19 protein-coding genes are annotated in these 19,100 nt (G+C 44.4%); 1 reads left to right on the forward strand and 18 read right to left on the reverse strand.

The window, feature by feature from the left end:
• Positions 1-38 precede the first annotated feature (38 nt).
• The 5 genes from recG to B9Y89_RS15045 form a co-directional block, all read right to left on the reverse strand.
• Positions 39-2,078: an ATP-dependent DNA helicase RecG gene (gene recG, locus B9Y89_RS15025; RefSeq protein ID WP_085524012.1), complete on the reverse strand. Its 2,040-nt coding sequence runs from the start codon at positions 2,076-2,078 to the stop codon at positions 39-41.
• Entirely contained in the window at positions 2,071-2,967 is an 897-nt protein-coding gene (gene sdaAA / locus B9Y89_RS15030) for an L-serine ammonia-lyase, iron-sulfur-dependent, subunit alpha (protein ID WP_085524013.1), read from the reverse strand. Before sdaAA ends, recG begins: the two co-directional genes overlap by 8 nt.
• Positions 2,968-3,213: 246 nt before the next feature.
• Complete coding sequence (gene sdaAB / locus B9Y89_RS15035; RefSeq protein ID WP_085524014.1) at positions 3,214-3,873, reverse strand: L-serine ammonia-lyase, iron-sulfur-dependent subunit beta; 660 nt, start codon at positions 3,871-3,873, stop codon at positions 3,214-3,216.
• 20 nt (positions 3,874-3,893) lie between these two features.
• On the reverse strand, positions 3,894-5,540 hold the full coding sequence (locus tag B9Y89_RS15040) for a DAK2 domain-containing protein (protein ID WP_085524015.1): 1,647 nt from the start codon (positions 5,538-5,540) through the stop codon (positions 3,894-3,896).
• A 22-nt stretch (positions 5,541-5,562) separates the two neighbouring features.
• The gene (locus B9Y89_RS15045; RefSeq protein WP_085524016.1) at positions 5,563-5,925 is read right to left on the reverse strand and encodes an Asp23/Gls24 family envelope stress response protein; all 363 of its coding nucleotides are present in this window, start codon (positions 5,923-5,925) and stop codon (positions 5,563-5,565) included.
• Positions 5,926-6,095: 170 nt separating this feature from the next.
• Here B9Y89_RS15045 and rpmB point away from each other — a divergent pair, with 170 nt between their 5' ends.
• Positions 6,096-6,284 carry a 50S ribosomal protein L28 gene (gene rpmB / locus B9Y89_RS15050; RefSeq protein ID WP_085524017.1) on the forward strand — a complete coding sequence of 63 codons (189 nt, stop codon included), beginning with the start codon at positions 6,096-6,098 and terminating at the stop codon, positions 6,282-6,284.
• Positions 6,285-6,339: 55 nt separating this feature from the next.
• Here rpmB and spoVM read toward each other — a convergent pair whose 3' ends face one another.
• The 13 genes from spoVM to remA all read right to left on the reverse strand — a co-directional run bounded on the left by spoVM (position 6,340) and on the right by remA (position 19,093).
• Positions 6,340-6,420 carry a stage V sporulation protein SpoVM gene (gene spoVM / locus B9Y89_RS15055; RefSeq protein ID WP_085524018.1) on the reverse strand — a complete coding sequence of 27 codons (81 nt, stop codon included), beginning with the start codon at positions 6,418-6,420 and terminating at the stop codon, positions 6,340-6,342.
• Between the two features lie 123 nt (positions 6,421-6,543).
• Complete coding sequence (locus B9Y89_RS15060; RefSeq protein ID WP_085524019.1) at positions 6,544-7,197, reverse strand: thiamine diphosphokinase; 654 nt, start codon at positions 7,195-7,197, stop codon at positions 6,544-6,546.
• Position 7,198: 1 nt separating this feature from the next.
• Entirely contained in the window at positions 7,199-7,855 is a 657-nt protein-coding gene (rpe, locus tag B9Y89_RS15065) for a ribulose-phosphate 3-epimerase (protein ID WP_085524020.1), read from the reverse strand.
• Position 7,856: 1 nt separating this feature from the next.
• The gene (gene rsgA / locus B9Y89_RS15070) at positions 7,857-8,741 is read right to left on the reverse strand and encodes a ribosome small subunit-dependent GTPase A (RefSeq protein ID WP_085524021.1); all 885 of its coding nucleotides are present in this window, start codon (positions 8,739-8,741) and stop codon (positions 7,857-7,859) included.
• A gap of 382 nt (positions 8,742-9,123) precedes the next feature.
• Complete coding sequence (pknB, locus tag B9Y89_RS15075) at positions 9,124-11,169, reverse strand: Stk1 family PASTA domain-containing Ser/Thr kinase (RefSeq protein WP_085524022.1); 2,046 nt, start codon at positions 11,167-11,169, stop codon at positions 9,124-9,126.
• The gene (locus B9Y89_RS15080; RefSeq protein ID WP_085524023.1) at positions 11,166-11,912 is read right to left on the reverse strand and encodes a Stp1/IreP family PP2C-type Ser/Thr phosphatase; all 747 of its coding nucleotides are present in this window, start codon (positions 11,910-11,912) and stop codon (positions 11,166-11,168) included. The genes pknB and B9Y89_RS15080 overlap by 4 nt, the downstream gene beginning before the upstream one ends.
• A gap of 55 nt (positions 11,913-11,967) precedes the next feature.
• Complete coding sequence (gene rsmB / locus B9Y89_RS15085; RefSeq protein WP_085524024.1) at positions 11,968-13,308, reverse strand: 16S rRNA (cytosine(967)-C(5))-methyltransferase RsmB; 1,341 nt, start codon at positions 13,306-13,308, stop codon at positions 11,968-11,970.
• Complete coding sequence (gene fmt / locus B9Y89_RS15090) at positions 13,308-14,249, reverse strand: methionyl-tRNA formyltransferase (protein WP_085524025.1); 942 nt, start codon at positions 14,247-14,249, stop codon at positions 13,308-13,310. The genes rsmB and fmt overlap by 1 nt, the downstream gene beginning before the upstream one ends.
• Before the next feature lie 26 nt (positions 14,250-14,275).
• Positions 14,276-16,699 (reverse strand): primosomal protein N', encoded by a 2,424-nt coding sequence (gene priA, locus B9Y89_RS15095; protein ID WP_085524026.1) that lies wholly within the window; start codon positions 16,697-16,699, stop codon positions 14,276-14,278.
• A complete protein-coding gene (gene coaBC, locus B9Y89_RS15100; RefSeq protein WP_254901263.1) occupies positions 16,693-17,910 on the reverse strand; it encodes a bifunctional phosphopantothenoylcysteine decarboxylase/phosphopantothenate--cysteine ligase CoaBC in 1,218 nt (405 codons plus the stop codon). Before coaBC ends, priA begins: the two co-directional genes overlap by 7 nt.
• A gap of 95 nt (positions 17,911-18,005) precedes the next feature.
• On the reverse strand, positions 18,006-18,197 hold the full coding sequence (gene rpoZ / locus B9Y89_RS15105) for a DNA-directed RNA polymerase subunit omega (protein ID WP_217807196.1): 192 nt from the start codon (positions 18,195-18,197) through the stop codon (positions 18,006-18,008).
• Entirely contained in the window at positions 18,197-18,820 is a 624-nt protein-coding gene (gmk, locus tag B9Y89_RS15110; protein ID WP_085524029.1) for a guanylate kinase, read from the reverse strand. The genes rpoZ and gmk overlap by 1 nt, the downstream gene beginning before the upstream one ends.
• Positions 18,821-18,835: 15 nt before the next feature.
• The gene (gene remA / locus B9Y89_RS15115) at positions 18,836-19,093 is read right to left on the reverse strand and encodes an extracellular matrix/biofilm regulator RemA (protein WP_085524030.1); all 258 of its coding nucleotides are present in this window, start codon (positions 19,091-19,093) and stop codon (positions 18,836-18,838) included.
• Positions 19,094-19,100: the final 7 nt, after the last annotated feature.

Raw genomic sequence — 19,100 nt, forward strand, 5'->3', positions numbered from 1 at the left:
AATAGTAGTATATAACCTAAGCCACAACTATGCAAGACTTAATCCAAACGTTGGTGGTCAAACACACCTATCGAATTTAGATATTCCCGCAACCCTTGATACGCTTTATCCTGCCAAAACGAATCGGAATGGATCATCTGCTCCGCATCCTTGCGGGCCACTTCCAAAGCCTTATGATCATGGACGATGTCGGCAATTTTGAAATCCGGGAGACCGCTTTGCTTTTGTCCAAAAAAATCTCCAGGGCCGCGTAATTTCAGATCATATTCGGATAGTTCAAATCCGTCTGTCGTTTCTGTCATAATCCGCATCCGTTCCTGTGCAACCTCTGATTTCGCATCAGCGATCAATAGGCAGTACGATTGCTCACTGCCCCGCCCGACACGTCCACGCAATTGATGTAACTGCGCAAGACCAAATCGCTGCGCATCATAAATCACCATCATTGTCGCATTCGGAATATTGACCCCCACTTCAACAACGGTTGTTGAAACAAGAATGTCAGTATGTTTATCTTTAAACGCATCCATGACTGATTCTTTCTCCTCATTCGTTAACCGGCCGTGCATCAGTCCGATTTGTCGATGGTGAAAGTGCTGCTGTAACATTGCATGGACATCAATCGCATTTTGTACATCCAATTGTTCTGATTCCTCAATAAGTGGACAAACCACATAGGCTTGTCTACCTTGTTTTAATTCATCCTCAACAAAAGACAGCACCCGCTCTATTTGTTCATGTCGAGCCCAGTAGGTTTTTACCTTCTTTCGCCCTTCCGGCATTTCATCAATCGTCGATACATCCATATCACCGAAAGCTGAGATCGCCAAGGTTCGTGGAATGGGCGTAGCTGTCATATAAAGGACATCCGGATTTTCACCTTTATCCCTTAGAACACGTCTCTGACCAACGCCAAAACGGTGTTGTTCATCGGTAATGACCAACCCCAAGTTATGAAAGTCAACATCCTCTTGGATTAAAGCATGTGTACCAATAACTAAATCAATATTGCCCTGCTGTAATTGCTGCAAAACAGTCGCCCGTCGTTTGCCTTTTACGGTGCTTGTTAATAACGCCACGGTGATATCGTAATCAGCAAATAATTCATCAAAACTTTCTGCGTGTTGTTCTGCCAATATCTCTGTTGGCACCATTAGTGCCCCTTGATAACCTGCCTTTATAACAGCATATAAAGCGATGGCAGCTACAATTGTTTTACCGGAACCGACATCGCCTTGAAGTAAACGATTCATATGATAATGCCCCGATAAGTCACGCATAATTTCCTGAACAACCCGGTTTTGTGCCCCAGTCAATTCGAAGGATAAATCACGAATAAAGTGACGAACATCATCACCTGGAATCGTTATGCTCCGATTCATATCACCCGTACGCTTAACCTTTTTGAGCGCCTGCATTTTCAATTGAAATAACAGAAGTTCTTCGTACACCATACGTCTACGGGCATGTTTGAGATGATGTTGATCATCGGGAAAGTGCAGCCACTGCATGGCTTGACGACGTTCAGGCAATTTGTAACTTTCCCGAATAGATTCAGGAATAAAATCAGTCGATGTCGCTACCCACTTATCAAAAGCCCGGGTCATAAACATTCGCATCTGTTTGACCGACAATTTGCCCTTGACTGAATAGACGGGTTCGAATGGTCTGTCACTTTTTTGGCGGCCTTTTATAATGTCACTGACAGTTATGGACGCCTTATATTGATCCCACTTCCCCGTTAGTGTCACAACGTCTCCCACGTCCAATTGTTTTTTTAAATAGGGACGGTTAAAAGCAACAACCTGAATAAGCCATTCATCAATGAAAGCTCGAAAACTTAATCGGGACTTTTTTTTGCCAAAATAACGGAGAGAAGGCTCGCTATGAACCTTCCCCTCAACGGTGATTTTTTCTTCATGCCTGGCATCAGTAAGCGGACGAACTTGATTGTCATCATACCGGTAGGGAAAATGAAGCAATAAGTCTTCGACTGAATGTATATTTAAATCAGCCAAATCCTTGGCGGTTTCTTGACCAACGCCTTTAATTTCTGTCACAGGTATAGCGTCAAGCATTGGTCTGATTCTTATAGCCGCCGAAAATTTTCGCTTCAAGCGCTTTCCCTGTTGCCGTCGCCGCCAAACCACCCTGGGCCGTCTCTTTCAATGCTGTCGGCATTGATTGGCCGACACGATACATGGCTTCAATCACTTCGTCACAAGGGATCCGGCTTTGTATCCCGGAAAGTGCCATATCAGCTGCTACAAGAGCCGTTGAAGCCCCAATGGCGTTCCTTTTGACACAAGGCACTTCAACAAGACCAGCAACTGGATCACACACTAATCCAAGCATATTTTTCAAAGCAATCGCCATCGCCTCGCCTGATTGTTGTGCCGTTCCACCAGCAAGCTCAACGGCTGCCGCGGCCGCCATGCCTGTCGCCGAGCCAACTTCAGCCTGGCATCCACCCGCCGCACCGGAAATAAACGAATTGTTAGCAATCACATAGCCAAAAGCGCCGGAGGTCAACAAATATTGGATTTTTTGCTCACGTGTCGGTTTTAGCTGTGGCTCAAGACCCAACAACGTTCCGGGCACAACGCCAGCTGAACCGGCTGTTGGCGTCGCACAGATCGTCCCCATCGCAGCATTCACTTCATTGGTCGCCATGGCCTTGCTTACCGAATCAAGCAACGTGCCACCTGATAAGGTATTACCTTTTGCAATATATTCCTGTAATAACACAGCATCGCCGCCGGTTAGTCCAGAGTGAGAATGTGCGCCTTCCGCACTAATACCTTTCTCAACCCCTTCTTCCATAATATCAAGGTTTTTGCCCATTTGTTCCATAATGTCTTCGCGACTTGTTCCTGTATCCTCAATTTCTTTTAGAATCATCACTTCAGAAATAGCTAGATCTCTAGATTCTGCTATTTCGATGAGTTCGGCAACTGTTTTAAACATTAAAACTCCCCCTATCTTCGACGCAAATGCTTGAATCGACGTTCTCAGGCATGACACTGCGATGTTAGCTGATGTTCCTTCGACGCACAGGACGTTGCGATATTAGCCGATGTTCCTTCGACGCACAGGACGTGCTAGCATCGGCGTTGCAACAGGACGTTGCGATATTAGCCGATGTTCCTTCGACGCACAGGACGTGCTAGCATCGGCGTTGCAACAGGACGTTGCGATATTAGCCGATGTTCCTTAGTCCATCGTCGCAACATTAATCATGTTCGGCCGTTGTTTAATGTCATCAATAACATCATCGGAAATCGTTTGATCTGTCTCAATTACCATCAGTGCCTGTCTGCCTTTATCTGACCGTGATACTTCCATATGTGAAATGTTAATTTCATATTTTGCTAAAATACTCGCAACGGTAGCGACGGCTCCATATTGATCTCGATGTCCAATAAAAGTGGTTGGGTAATTACCCGATGTTCGGAGTTCAAATCCGTTCAACTCTACGATCTCTATTTTACCGCCACCGATGGAACAACCAACTATATCGAGTTGATCCTCACCATCTTCAAGGACAAGACGGGCAGTATTTGGATGATCCGGAACGGCCTTTTCTTCAATAAACTCAAGATCTACACCAGATCGTTCAGCGATTGTAAGCGAATTCACAATCCGCTGATCGTAAGTGTCAAAATCAAGTAAACCACCGACAAGCGCAATATCTGTTCCGTGTCCTTTATAAGTTTCCGCAAACGAGCCGTAAAGGTAAATTGTCACCTTAGCAGGCAGCCGGCCAAATAAACGGCGCGCGGCGCGCCCAATTCGGGCCGCACCAGCTGTATGTGAACTTGACGGCCCGACCATAACGGGGCCAATGATGTCAAAAACGCTGCGAAATTTCATTTCATCTCCCCCCTTTACCCTTATTCAACAGCAACCAAATAGTCATATACCGGTTGGCCGCCTTTATGCGCTTCCAATTCTATATCCTCAAACCGTTCCTCTAGGATGGCTACGGCTTCCTCAGCACCAGATTCATCAATACGGTTTCCATAAATGAGCGTTATTATCTCCGTCTCATCATCAACCATGCGATCTAATAGGTCAACCAATGTATCCTGCCTAGAGACCGATGTTGTCACTACTTCACCTTCAGATAATCCGATAAAATCATCTTTTCTAATCGTAAGCGTATCAACATTCGTATCTCTCACCGCATAGGTCACTTGTCCCGACTTAACATGATCAATCGCTTCCTGCATCGACTGTACATTGGAATTATGATCCCGATGCTCATCGAAACTCATCAAGGCTGCAAGTCCTTGAGGAATCGTATTCGTCGGCAAAACTTCAACATGGGTCTCAGCAACATCAGCTGCCTGTTCAGCTGCCATAACAATGTTTGAATTATTTGGGAGAACATAGACCATGTCAGCATTAGCTTGATGAATGGCTTTTGTCAAATCTTCAGTACTCGGATTCATCGTTTGTCCACCTTCAATGACAACCGTCGCCCCGATACTCTTAAATAGCTTTTCAACGCCATCGCCGGCACAAACCGTAACTATCGATAAGGGTTGCTTGCTTAATGGCTCTGTAGAGGCGCTGGCACGGGCCTCCGTTTCCGATGCCAATGCAGCATGCTGCTCTCGCATATTGTCAATTTTAATTTTAATTAATTCACCCAATTGTTGACCCAAATTCAGCAAATGACCAGGGTGCTCGGTATGAATATGTACCTTTAACAACTCCTCATCTGAGACAACAAGTAAGGAATCACCGTATTGTGACAATTCTTTGCGTAGGGAAGGTTCATCAAATTGACTTCTGTCTGTCAACCGGACCATGAATTCGGTACAAAAACCGTATTGAATCGCGTCAGTTGTAGTTGTATCGTGGTCTTGATCATGAACCCATTCTTCCGTAACAGCCTGTGCTGGGTGAACCTCTTGGATCGCCTCACCAGACAAATAGGCCTGAAATCCTTCATAGATAGCAACAAGTCCTTGACCGCCAGAATCAACAACACCGCCCTCTTTTAATACCGGCAGCAGATCAGGTGTTCGCTGCAAAGAGGCCCGTGCTTCCTTAAGCACTTGTTCGACGACAACACGCAATGGTAATTTCCGCGATGTTACTTGCTGCGCGGTGTTTGCCGCATCCTTAGCCACAGTCAATACAGTTCCTTCCACTGGCTTCATAACCGCATTATAAGCTGTTTCCACGCCTTGCTGAACAGCCTTTACAAATAATGGGCCATCAAGATTTGATTGTCCTTCTAAAGCACGAGAAAAACCGCGAAATAATTGAGACAGAATCACCCCTGAGTTTCCCCTGGCCCCCATCAATAGACCTTTAGCGAACAATTTCGCTGCATCATCGACTGTTGTAGGATTGCCCTCTCTAAGCTGCTTAATCCCCGACTGATACGTTAAATTCATATTGGTTCCAGTATCACCATCAGGGACAGGGAAGACATTTAATCCATTAATAAACTTAGACTGAGCGTCTAACGCTTCAGATCCTTTTATAAGAAATTGTTGAAACGCATGAACATCTAAACTATCCATCGTTTACACTGTGCCTCCTAGATTACGTGTTTGTCATATGGACGCCTTGGATAAAAATATTAATTGCATCCACTTGCACGCCTAGCATTTGATCCAATGTGTATTTCACCTTGGTTTGGACATTGTTGGCTACTTCGGAAATTTTCGTTCCATAACTGACTATGATGTACATGTCAATGTTCAGCTCATCATCATTCTGATGGACGACAATACCTTTACTAAAATTATCACGTCCTAGAAGTTCCGTTAGACCATCCTTCAATTGCCTTTGTGATGCCATGCCTACAATCCCATAACAATCAATAGCAGCCCCCCCTGCAATCGTCGCAACAACATCTGGGGCGACATCAATTTGTCCGTAATCGGTCGCTAACTCAATCACCATTGGATAGCCTCCTTATCTTTTTAAACCATCTATCAACATTTTACTATATATGCCCCTAATTTGAAAGCTAGATCCTGCATCACCATGAAGTTCTTTCTTGCATCGTAAGATTATTAGTGTTAATATTATTGCGTATTTGCATAATGTAGAAAAGCAAGGAGGTTTGTGTCATGGGTAAAAAGTGCTATGTCACTGGAAAAACGACTAAGTTCGGACAAAACCGTTCTTTCGCTGAAAATAAGTCCAAACGACAATTTAAGTCTAACCTGCAAAAAGTACGTATTATGGTTGATGGCAAACCGAAAAAAGTTTACGTATCCGCTAAAGCACTTAAAGCAGGGAAAGTCGAGCGCGTTTAATTAAAAGTACAATTGGGCATTAACAAAAAAAGCACCGTATACGGTGCTTTTTTTGTTATCCTTTGCGGAATGATCCTAGAACAGCTCTCACAAATCCACCAAGAAATTTTGGTAACTTAACAGTATAAAACTTCATACTCCTCCTCCTTGTATGTCACGCCTTCTCCTCACTTATAAATATATGAAATTAAAAAAGTCTTGTTACTATTATATTCAGTAAGTGAAAAATAGTACCCATTTTCGCTGATATTTTATTAATCTAATGATCAGCATCCCGACTCATAATGTGAAGCAAATAACCACTGGTGAAATCTAATGATCCCGACTTCCCCACCAACTCATTGCTTATACATAATGACGAACCCCAAGATAATTCCGCTTTATTTAATGGATATTTAAAACCATCCAAAGTTATGCCTCTAACTTTTTTAGAAAAAGCAATAAAGGAATGATATTCATAGGAGGAAACGCTCTTGATCTCATGATACCCTGGAGCAAGAAGAGTGACCGTATTTTGCTGATCAACCAAATAAACGGCAACACCTGAAGTCAAACTTTTATACAGAAGCTGTACGTTCATTAAGGTATGATCCAACCGTCCACCAGTGGCTCCGATAACAAAACAGGCATCCGCATCCTGCTCCATGACCCAGTCAATCGCAATCGCCAAATCCGTGTCATCCTTCTCAGATGGAAAGATATCCATGTGCAACGAATGACTGTTCATCCTTTGCCGTTCTTCGTCCGTAATTGAATCAAAGTCCCCAAATGAGCGAACGGGCTGAATCCCTTTCTTATAGAGATCATAGGCACCACGATCGACGCCGATCCACCGGCATTGCCTGAACCGTTCATCATCCAAATTTGGGCGATACTGACTCGGCGCACCAGCTAAAATCGCATAACTCGGCATATTAATGCCTCTTCCCTGTATCCATTAAGGTTTGAACAGCCCGTTCTCGGTCGGGGGCTCCGAACACAGAGGATCCGGCGACAAACCATTCAGCCCCAGCGTCACGGCAGCGACCAATGGTATCCGCCTTGATGCCGCCATCCACCTCAATGGGAATGGTCAGACCAGCCATTTGAATAACCTCTCGGGCCTCAGCGATTTTATCGGTCATCGCTTCTATAAAAGACTGACCACCGAAACCAGGATTGACAGTCATAATTAATATAAAATCTATCTGATGTAGGACATGCTTAAGTGTATGAATAGGGGTTCCCGGATTCAGAGCAACACCAGCTTTGATACCTTGAGCCTTGATTTGCTGAATCACTCGATGAAGATGGGGACAGGCTTCCTGGTGCACGGAAATACTATCTGCACCCGCCTCCACAAAGGATTGTATATAGTCCTCTGGTTGTTCAATCATCAGATGCACATCCAGATGACTCTTGGTCAACGGACGAACCGCTTCAATGACGATCGGACCCATGGATATATTTGGAACAAAATGCCCGTCCATGACATCAATATGCAACATGTCGACCCCAGCATGTTCTATCGCTTGAATCTCAGATGCGAGATGGGCAAAATCAGCAGCTAACAAAGATGGAATGACTTTCATGTTAGTATCGCCTCTTTTCATTCTTAATTTCTTGTAAAAACATTTTGTAATGGTCGTATCGAGTTTGATCAACGTCACCTGATTCAACCGCCGACTTTACAGCGCACCCGGGTTCACTATCGTGCAGACACCCTCTGAATTTACATTCTGGTATTAAGGGACGCATATCAGCAAAATAAATGGACAAATCTTCAGACGCAATGCCATGAAAATCTAATGAACTAAAACCGGGCGTATCCGCGATTAACGCGCCACCGATTTCAAGAAGTTCAACGTGACGAGTCGTATGTTTTCCCCGCCCTAAATGTCGGGAAATCTCAGTTGTTTCTAACTCAAGGGACGCGTCTAAAGCATTCAACACACTTGATTTGCCAACACCTGATTGACCGGCAAAAACAGCCAGACGTTGGCCTAAAGTATCCTTCAATAAGTTTAGGCCATCCCCCTGGTACGCCGACGTAATAAGGACGGTATATCCAATGTCACGGTATAGCCCGACAACTTCTAGAAATCGGTCTTTTTCAGTATCTGGCAACAAATCAAATTTGGTGATGCATATAACCGGCTCAATATCATGAGCCTCAATTTGAACTAAAAACCGGTCAAGCAATTTGCGATCAAATGTCGGATGTTGTGTGGAGAATGTTAAAATCGCAGCGTCAACGTTCGCAATCGGCGGCCTGATTAATTGATTTTCTCGCTCATGTATAGCCATAATATAACCTTGATCCGCCTGCTGAGATGTATATTCAACACGATCACCCACTAATGGCGTGATCTTTTGTTTTCTGAATTTCCCGCGCCCGCGGCATTGGATCAGAGTTCCTTCGTCATTTTTAACATAATAGTATCCGCTTAGCGCCTTTAAAATTCGGCCTTCAGGCATATGATCATCCTTTTAATTTTTAGGCTCTTTTCGTATGCATTGTCGCTTTTTAGTCACAGCCCAAATACACTTCGCTTTCCGCGAGCGACCAGTGAGCCTCATGCCCACACCCGGGGTCCCCGAAAAGCGATTTTGGCTTTTTGGGGTGGATTGATGTGGGTAGGATCCGCGTTGTCACAGGACGTAGGCCTGCAGGACGCGGGTCAGTTCGACGTTGCCACAGGATGTGGCGCTTTTAGTCGAACATCCCGACATTAGCTGACCATCCTTAATACGTACCCCGCTTCGTTCTGCGGGGTCTCACTTTGGCCGCGGTCCCGCTGGAGTCTACGTGTATTCGGGCTGCTCACACCATGTAACATTTTTTGTAAAATTACTGGTTTTAATCCGCTGCTTCTTTTTTGGCGGTCTTGTACTGAATGGTTTGATCGCTGATAACCTCACCATCCGCGACCACTTTATAATGTCCGCTGCCACCAGGTTCAATCGTTAACGGTACTTGATACGTTTTGGTTTTTTTGATGGTTTCATCTGTCAATAAACTGTTATTATGGTCAACATCACTGTAATAAATTTGGACGTGACGCTTGTTTGTCTTCTTATCCGAGTTCTTTTTATCTTTCTCCTTATCTTTTTTATCTTTATCTTTTTTATCATTTTGTGGTTGCTGTTGAACGTTGACTGTTATTTCTCGTTGGATCGTTACAGGCTTTTGTTCAGGGCCCTTTGATAAATAAACGGTCACTTGTGAGCCTTCTTGGACTGTTTCACCTGACGCCGGGTCCGTCTTTAACACATGATCTTTTTGAACATCCTCAGAATACTCACCTTCAGAAAAATCAGCGTCAAATCCGGCATTCTCTAATTCCTCTCGGGCATCACTTTGGCTAAGCCCTTGAACGTCAGGCACTTTAGCCGTTGGAACCCCTGTACTTACAGTTAATGACAATGTAACTTCAGACGCCACTACTTCTTCGCCAGATGCCGGTGTTTGTTTGATAATTTTTCCTTCTTCTACATCTTCAGATGACGTCTCTTTCCAAACGACATCTTGAAATTGATCTTTGTCAATCATATTCTTCGCGGCGGTTTCCGTTAAGCCGGTATAATCTTTGATTTTGGTTTGTTCTGGTCCTTGACTGACGATCAAATTCACCGTTGCATTTTTCTTAACCGTTTGACCAGCTTGAGGCGTTTGGCTGACAATTTTTCCGGCCTCAACGTCATCATTCGTGACATTCTTCCGTTTGTTATACAAATGATTTTCCCTTAGTGTATCCACCGCTTCTGAATAAGTCTTTCCTTTTAAGTCAGGCACTTGGACATTGTCCACAGCTAAAAATTTAGGAACCAGAAAAAAAGCTAAAATAGCAAGGATTGCGATACCAATAAGGGCTATCGACCACCAGAGGGCTTTCTTTCCCTTTTTTTTCTTTTTAGGTGCATCCTGCTGCGACTGATCACTCTGTTGTTCTCCGGAATAGGGTTTTGTTTGTTCAACATTATCATAAATGCCATCCGGTGACGTTGACTGATCAGGTACCGGAATAATTTTCGTTTGATCCTCATCATCGTCGCTTGGCAATGAAATCCGCGGCTCAGTGACACGATCAGGCTGAAGCGCCGTTTCCAAATCATCATATAGCGCACCTATGTCATCGTACCTGTGATCTGGATTTTTCGCTAAAGCCCTGATAATAACATTTTCCAAGCTTTGTGAGAGGTCAGGTCGAAGGGTCTTAGGCAGCGCCGGCTGCTCATTAATATGTTTTAACGCAACACTAACAGGTGAATCCCCCGGATAAGGCAATTGACCCGTAAGCATTTCATACATGACAATGCCTAATGCATAAATGTCCGATTTAATGGTTCCCTTTTCCCCTTTAGCTTGCTCAGGAGATAAGTAGTGTGCAGAACCCATAATTGAATTCGTATAAGTAATCGTCGCTGACGTCATCGCTAACGCAATGCCAAAGTCCGTGACCTTAACAAGTCCCTGTTCATCAATCAGGATATTATGCGGTTTGATATCTCGATGGACGATACCATGCTGATGTGCGTGCTCAATGGCTGACGCGATTTGTTTTGAAATCGAAATGGCTTCTTGTTCAGAGAGCGGCGCATATTGCTTAATATAATCTTTCAGCGTGTCACCATCAATATACTCCATTACAATATAATAGAGATCAGCTTCTTCACCAATATCATAGATGCTTACAATACTTTCATGGGACAGACTCGCCACCGACTCCGCTTCCCGGCGAAAGCGTTTAATAAACGCTTCGTCTTCAGCATATTCACTTCTCAGTAACTTCACAGCAACTAAACGGTCAAGAATCAGGTCCTTAGCTTTATAGACGACGGCCATACCGCCATCACCGATACGCGAAATCACCTTATATCTATCGTTAATTTTTTCCCCAATCATTCGGCATCACCTTTAGGGTGTTCGACGATCGCCAACGTAATATTATCTTCACCACCGGCTTGGTTCGCCTCTTCAACTAACCGATCGGCACGCTCTTCAAGTGTCCCTTCAGTCTGAAGCACCTGTGCTAACTGATGATCGGTTAATTTGTTCGATAATCCGTCTGAACACAACAGAACAAGCCCACCGTCCTGCCATTTGAACGTGAAGGTATCGACATCAATATCGTCATCGGTCCCCAATGCCCGCGTTAAAACGTGTTTTCTCGGATGGTATTCGGCCGCTTCTTTCGTTAATTGACCTGCTTTGACTAATTCATTGACCAATGAATGATCTTCCGTTTGTTGTTGAATACCTTGATGAGTGTCAAATAAATAGCACCGACTGTCACCGACATTGGCCACAGCAACAAAATCATGACTGCATAAAGCGGCCACCAAGGTCGTCCCCATACCTTCGTACTCGCTGTTCGTTTTCGCATAATCATATAAGTGACGATTGGCTGCTTTGATAGTTTCCTCCATCCATTGCATAGCCCTAGACACTTCAAGCGGAGCATCAAGCTGTTCCCATTGTTCTCTAATAAACGCCATCGCCATATCACTGGCAACATCCCCAGCTTTATGTCCGCCCATACCATCAGCAACAACAGCCAAAGTTTGCTGGGGATTCGTCAAAGTCCCCCCTGTATCCTCATTATGATCACGATACATCCCGCAATCCGTTCTAAATACATTGTTCATGTTTTCACCTCTTATCAGTGACTGATGATCTTAACAAACCCACTGACCACCTGACCTACCCCTTTATTAACGAAGCGATAAAAAAACCATCCGTATCCAAATCCTGGGGTAAAATCTGCATCATTCCGCTATGTTGCCATTCAGCATTTTCTCTTACCTTGTCCGGCATTCGTTCGAGTAATGTTTCATCGAGTGACAAGGTATTATGATCTTGAAGGAGTTTGTCAACCACTTGCTGATTTTCCTGCGGTTCAATGGTACACGTACTATACACTAAACGCCCGCCTGGTTTTAGGCAATCAACCACACCTGCTAAAATGTCTGCCTGAATAGCAGCAATTGCTCGGACATCCTTTTCTTGCTTTTGCCATTTAATTTCAGGTTTGCGGCGAATCACGCCCAAACCCGTACAAGGCGCATCCACTAAAATCCGATCGAATTGCTTATCGGGTTGGTGCTCGTTCATAAGACTGGCATCAAGCACTTGAGTATGAACGGACGTCAACCCTAACCGTTTAGCTTGTCCAAGAATTAAAGCTGTCTTATGTTCATGCACATCTAAAGCAAGGATATCTCCTTGATTGTTCATTAATTCGCCAATATGTGCCGTTTTTCCTCCTGGACCCGCACAAGCGTCCAAAACCTGTTGCCCCGATTGTGGAGCCAAGGCATGAGCAACGAGCATTGAGCTTTCATCCTGAATTGAAAAATGACCTTGTTTGTAAGCTGAGGTTTGGACGGCTGTCCCGTTCTCTATGATAATCGCATCTGAATGCCATTCACTTGCCGTAGCCGTCACTCCCTCGTTAGATAATTGATTTATCAAAGATTGTCGATCCGTATGTAATGAATTGACCCGGGCGGTTGTCGCTGGTGCTGAATTATTTGCCTCACAAATCCGGGTCGTCTGCTCATGGCCATAAATGGACGACCAGCGGTTAAACAACCACTGAGGATGACTGACCTGCACAGCCAACCGTTCGCGCTCTGAAGGGATTGAATTAGTATCATTCAAATGATGACGTAAAAATCCCCGCAACACCCCGTTGACAAAACCGGATGTTTTTTGGTGACCTTTTCGCTTGGCAAGACGAACAGCTTCATTCACAATCGCATGTTCCGGCACTTTGTCCAGAAACACCTTTTGGTAAACTGACATCAGCAATAGTAAACGAACCCAGCGTTTCATTTTTTTTTGTTTGATATAAGGTTCTAAATAAAACTCGAGCAATCGTTTTTGCTGCAGCACGCCATATACGATGTTAGTCAACAGCCCCGTATCTTGCCTGTTCAGATCATGATTTTCAATCGCAGCGTTCAACGTTAATTGACTGTATGCCCCCTCTTGCTCAACTTTCAACAATGTCTCTAAAGCAATCTGACGAACATTGGCCATTATGATTCTCCTAACCGGGTTCCCTTGGTAAGATCCGTTCCGTTTAAAAACCGGGCTGCACTCATGCGTTTTTTCCCTGACGGTTGACACTTGGTCACTTTAATCCCCGTAGCATCGCCCGTTTGAACGACAAAACCATCGGATTCTATATCAATAACTGTGCCCGGTTCTGATGCAGACTCACAGCTGACTTTTTCGGCAACCCATATTTTTAACACGCGACCGTTCAGCTTGGTATAGGCCACAGGAAATGGGTTCATGCCTCTAACCTGATCATAAATTGCTTGTCCAGGACGATGCCAGTCTATGACTTCATCTTCCCTTTTAATATTGGGCGCATAGGTGACTGCAGCTTCATCCTGGGGAACCGGCGTCACATCACCTTGCTTTATTTTAGGCAATGTATCTGAAAGTAACTGAGCACCGGCATGACTTAATTTATCATGCAAATCTCCAACGGTATCGGTCTCATCAATCGGCACGCTAACTTGCGCCAGCATGTCTCCAGCATCCAAGGCTTTGACCATATACATAAGCGTCACACCTGTCTCCTCTTTACCGTCAATAATCGCTTGATGGATCGGTGCTCCCCCCCGATAAGCAGGAAGGAGTGATGCGTGAACATTAATACATCCCATAGGCGGTGTGGTTAACAGACTTTCCGGTAAAATTTGACCATAGGCAGCCGTGATCACGACATCCGGTTCATAGGACAAAATGTTTTGAATCACCCCCGGATCACGTACTTTTTCCGGCTGTAAAACAGGGATCCCCTCGTTAACAGCCGTTGTTTTGACCGGCGGCGGTGTTAGAATTTTTTTTCTGCCTTTTGGACGATCAGGCTGAGTAACAACGGCTTGGATATGGTAACCATCACGAATGAGTTGTTCCAAAACCGGAACCGAAAAATCCGGCGTTCCCATAAAAATGATATTCATCAACAACGACCTCTCTATCATAAGTTCAATTACATTAGCATATAAGGGTTCATATCGATCGCAATAGATAATGTGCCTTTTGCGATTTGATCTTGATAATGGTTTAAAAGTTTTTTTAACGTTTCATGTAATCCCGGTTCATATTTATACTTTATCATAACATGATAACGAAACTTATCCTTAATCCTTGCAATCGGCGGCGCCACCGGACCAAGAATCATGGATCGTGCACTTAATGTTTCGCGCAAATGCTTTGCGATGTTCTCAGTGATTGTAACAACCGTGGTTAATTCGCTGTGAGTCACGGTGATTAGTGATAGAAAATAATAAGGCGAATATTGGTGCTGCCTGCGAACCGCCATCTCTTTCTGATAAAAACTAAAGAAGTCATGCTCCGCGGCCATTTGGATCGCATAGTGTTCAGGGTTATAACTTTGAATCACCACTTGGCCTTTTAGTTCATGCCGCCCGGCACGGCCGCCGACTTGAGTCAACAATTGATAGGTTTTCTCTGAAGCACGAAAATCCGGCAGATTCAGCATCGCGTCAGCTGCAAGAACCCCTACGAGTGTCACCTTAGGAAAGTCTAGTCCTTTAGCAATCATTTGGGTTCCGAGTAGTATATCAGCTTCTCCACTTCCAAATCGGTTTAAAAGTTTCTCGTGCGCCCCTTTTCGTCCAGTTGTGTCAACATCCATCCGGATCACACGCGCTTCGGGCAGTAATTGATTCAGAGCTTCCTCAACCTTTTGGGTACCGGAACCAAAGTAGCGGATGTATTCACTATCACACTCTGGACATGTTTCCGGCATGGATTGATCATACCCACAATAGTGACATTTTAATTGATTGTATTTGCGATGAAAGGTTAGAGATATATCACAATGTGGACACTCAACAACATAACCGCAATCCCGACACATGACAAAAGTTGAATAACCGCGGCGATTGAGAAATAAAACACTTTGTTCACCTTTTTCAAGATTGGCTTGCAGCTGATCGAATAGTTGCTTCGAAAACATGGAATGATTGCCGTTCCGTAATTCCTCACGCATGTCGACAATAGCAACCTCAGGCATGGTCTGATTATTCACTCTTCGCGCAAGGGTTGATAGCTGGTAATTCCCTTTCTGTCCTCGAGCATAGGACTCTAGAGAAGGGGTTGCACTACCGAGGACAACTGGACATTCGTGGTACTGCCCGCGGACAATCGCGACATCTTTGGCATGGTAACGCGGATTTTCTTCTTGCTTATAGCTTGTCTCATGCTCTTCATCAATAATAATCGCCCCGAGATTGTCAAAAGGAGCGAACACCGCCGAACGAGCGCCGACGACAACGTTGACCTCATGGCGATAAATCTTGCGCCACTCATCGTATTTTTCCCCTTTGCTTAACCCACTGTGCATCACAGCGACATCAGAGCCAAACCGGCTTTTAAAACGCTCGACCATCTGCGGCGTCAGTGAAATTTCCGGAACTAACACAATCGCTGTTTTGCCGCGCTGTAACACTTCTTGAATCATTTGTAAATAAATTTCTGTTTTACCGCTGCCGGTCACACCATGACATAGGTGAACGTGATGTTCATTTGCTATGATATCCTTATAAACCGCCTGAAACACGTCAGCTTGCTCAGCTGTCAGCGACAATGGCTCCGTTGGCTTAACGCTTTTGTCATCGTAAGGATCACGGTACACTTCTTGTTCAAACTCCGTGAGCCATCCTTTATCAATTAACGTACGAAGCACAGAACGTCCGACACCCGTTTGTGTTATTAATGCCGATGTTAATAAGTGATCTGTGTTATTGTCATAGAAAAACTTAAGGACGAGCTGCTGCTTTTTAGCGTTTTGATTTAACTGGGGTATGATCTCTGGAATGTGCTGTAGATCAACAGTGAGTTGGATCACCTTTTGTTTCTTAACACTGCCTTTTTCGGTAATTTTAAGTCCTTCAGACAATACCCCGTCCTTAATCGCTGAGTGAATAGATGGCTGCCCATCGGCCATTTGCTTTTCTAAATCAGCAACAGCGATTTGTTCCCGACCGTTAATAACTTTAGCGATTTCTGGGTGAAAGATTTGCAGTCGCTCATGATCTTGAACGCTGACCACTTTTTTATAATTAGCCTTCATCGCCGCTGGCAATAGAGTTTGATAAGCAGTGTATAAATAACATAGCGTCTGTCCCGCTAACCATTCACCGAGCTGCATCATTTCTTTATTTAAGACCGGCGTATAATCAATGAGTGTATCAATGGCCTTTAATTGATTAACTTCCGAGGTGTCCTGAACATGATAGACAAGCCCCATGAGCTTACGATTGCCGAATGGAACCGTAACTCGCATACCCGGTTCAATCAGGGACTCCCATGGCTCAGGAATCTGATAATCGAACGGTTTATCTGTTTGAAATAACGGCAGATCGACAAGCACTTGAGCAATCATGATGACGACCCATCGCCCGTGAACAGCTTACTGATGTCACCAATGATTTGGGCCGCAACATCTGTTTTTGACATAAGCTCCATAGCCCTTTTCTGACCATCCTGGGTAAAAATAATCACTCGATTTGTATCGGTTGCGAATCCCGCATCATCGGCCGCAACATTATTAGCCACAACCATATCCAACTGTTTGTTAGCCATTTTTTGACGTGCGGCGGTCTCAATATCTTGTGTTTCCGCTGCAAAACCAACGAGAAATTGGTTTGTTTTCTTTTGTCCTAAAGCCGCAGCGATATCGGGATTTCTGACCATTCGAACAACCATGTCATCATCATGCTTTTTGATCTTATGTTCAGATACTTCATCAGGACGATAATCAGCAACAGCGGCCGATTTGATCACAACGTCAGCGGTATCGAAACGGTTCAAGACCGCATCATACATTTCTAGCGCTGTGGTCACGCGGACGATGTCGACATCTTCAGGCGCGGCGAGTGAGGTTGGGCCCGATATCAATGTGACATCCGCCCCTGCTTCGCGAGCAGCCTGGGCGAGTGCATACCCCATGCGCCCGGTTGAACGATTTGAAAAAAACCGGACAGGGTCAAGCGCCTCTCGTGTTGATCCAGCTGTAATCAAGACATTTTTACCTTGAAGCCCGCTGTTCTCGGTCCCAAAGTAAGACGTGATGCGGGCAACCATCTCTTCCGGTTCCGCCAATCGGCCTTTGCCTGTCCAACCACACGCAAGATTCCCTTCACCAGACTCAATGATAGCCATTCCCATGTCATTCAAAATGGTCATATTACGTTTGACAGCGGGATGTTGATACATATTAACGTTCATCGCCGGTGCTATCCATACAGGAGCCTGTGTCGCAAGAACGGTCGCCAGAACCATTTCATCCGCTAATCCGTTTGCAAGTTTACCAATAACGTTTGCCGTTGCTGGAGCAACTAAGACTAAATCAGCCTTATCAGCCAAATCGATATGAGCGATTTGATGCGGAACTTTTTCAGTAAAGACATCGTCATGTACAGGATTACGAGATAAGGCCTGAAATGTCACTGGTGAGACAAATGCCTTTGCCGACGAGGTCATGATCACATGAACATCCGCCCCTGCTTTGGTTAACTTACTCGTTAAATCACAGGCCTTATAAGCGGCAATACCGCCAGTGACACATAACAGAATATTTTTTCCTTTAATAGACAACAACAGTCCCCCCAGTCTTTGAACAATATAGATGAAGCACATCATCTATGGTAGAAAAAACAACAACCTGACAAGAGGTTGTTGTTCTCGTGTGATTATTTCTTTGGTTTCAATAAGCCTTCATTGATTTCTTCCAAAGCTTTACCTACCAATTTATTGGATGTCGAGTCTTCAACCATTGGTTTGTAATCCACTTGCAACTCATGAGCTCGCTTAGCTGACAAACTGCAAAGTGTATATTTGGAATTCACTTGCTCAAGCAATTCATCGATGGAAGGTTGTAGCATCATTTGTGATCGACCTCCGTTAGACGTGTATATTTTTTCATGACCCGAGACCGGTTGCAATGCTCAGCTGTCACAATCGCTTCAATCCGATCACAGGCAAGTTCAACTTCATCATTTTCCACAACATAATCATAATGCTGCATCATGTCAAGTTCTTCCCGAGCGGTTTGTAGCCGAGTATCAATCAGATGACCCGTTTCAGTACCTCTTTCTGTAATCCGTCGCCTTAACGCATCCAAACTCGGCGGAGCCAAAAAGATAAAAACACCGCTAGGAAAATTGTTTTTTACTTGCATAGCCCCTTGTACTTCGATTTCAAGCAAAACGTCTTTACCGTCATTCAAAGTCTTTTCGACATAGTCGAGGGGGGTTCCGTAATAATTACCAACGTACTCTGCCCATTCCAACAACTGGTTATGACGAATCATATCTTCAAATTGTTCTTTGGTTTTAAAAAAATAATCAACACCATTTTGTTCACCTTCACGCGGCGGACGAGTCGTTACCGAAATTGAATATTGAATCGTCGTGCTGCGCTTTTTTAATGCGCGGTTAACTGTGCCTTTACCAACACCAGACGGCCCGGAAAGGACCATTAATAATCCACGGTCGTTATGCGTCATAACCCTAGACCTCCATTAATTATCATCCGACAGATCGTCTGAGATCAATCTTTGCGATACGGTTTCAGGCTGAACGGATGACAAGATTACATGGTCGCTATCCATTACTATAACCGCTCTAGTACGCCTCCCATACGTCGCATCCACCAATTTGTTCTCATCTCTTGCTATTTTAATCAACCGCTTGATGGGCTGTGATTCCGGGCTAACAATCGATATAATCCGACTAGCAGATGCAATATTCCCGAAACCAATATTAATCAGTTGTACCATTTAAAAT

The sequence above is a fragment of the Tuberibacillus sp. Marseille-P3662 genome (assembly GCF_900178005.1).
Taxonomy (GTDB): Bacteria; Bacillota; Bacilli; order Bacillales; family Sporolactobacillaceae; genus Marseille-P3662.